The sequence below is a fragment of the Vibrio sp. 03_296 genome (genome assembly GCF_002265885.1).
Window position 1 is genome coordinate 1 of the sequence record NZ_NPKW01001015.1, and the last position, 901, is coordinate 901.

Annotated in this window: 1 pseudogene; it reads right to left on the reverse strand. The window is 43.4% G+C overall.

The window, feature by feature from the left end:
* Positions 1 to 901: pseudogene (locus tag CIK04_RS29530) on the reverse strand (sensor histidine kinase); the annotation flags it as partial.

Consider the following 901-nt stretch of genomic DNA (forward strand, 5'->3'; position numbering starts at 1 on the left):
CGCCTGAACAAACGGTTCGAAAATACTTTCTAACTTACTTTCGTCAATACCAATGCCCGTATCACTGACTTGTATCGATAAAATGGAGTGCTCCGAGCGCGCAAACTGCTCAAGCTTAAAGGAAACCTCAATTCGGCCCGTAGGGGTAAATTTCACCGCATTGCTGATCAGGTTAAACATAATTTGATTCAACCTGACTTGGTCAGTGTGCAATTGGCAATCGAGTGGGATCTGGTTATTGGAATTCGAACTTCACCCCTTTTCACGGCAAATTGGCCGATAAATATTCTCCAAAGTATTGAGGGTATCGTAAAAGTTAAAGTCGCGTTTTTTGATATTGAACTTGCCTTGCTCAATCTTAGAGAAGTCTAGAATATCATTTAACACTGCCAGTAAATGTTCTCCGCTATTACACAGCACATCCACTTGTTTTAAGTTCTCTGCATCGTTCACCGAACGTTTTTAGAAGCTGAGCAATGCCTAGAATACCGTTGAGTGGTGTTCTAATCTCGTGACTCATCTTGGCGAGGAAATCAGCTCTGGTTTTGGCAGACTGTTCTGCTTCACGCCTAGCAAGGTTACTTTGCTTCTCCGCATCAATCAGGGTTGTAATATCTTGACCTTGCACAATGATGCCGCTGATGCCGTTTTCCACCACAATGGGAGATAAGTTCCAGCGAAAATTTTCTCTCCGATGGCACATTAATGCCCGTCAACGTTGCCCTTGAGCGGCCATTTTCAAGTGCGGTGATAGCTTAAGTTTAAACAGTTGAAATAACGGATTAGAGAAATCCTGAGGTGAGGCGTGTTCAATGCCTAACTCTTTCATTGCAGCAGGGTTCATCTGAATCAGAAGAGCAACTTTCCGACCAAACCATCATCGGAGAGAGAGCAAAATTGA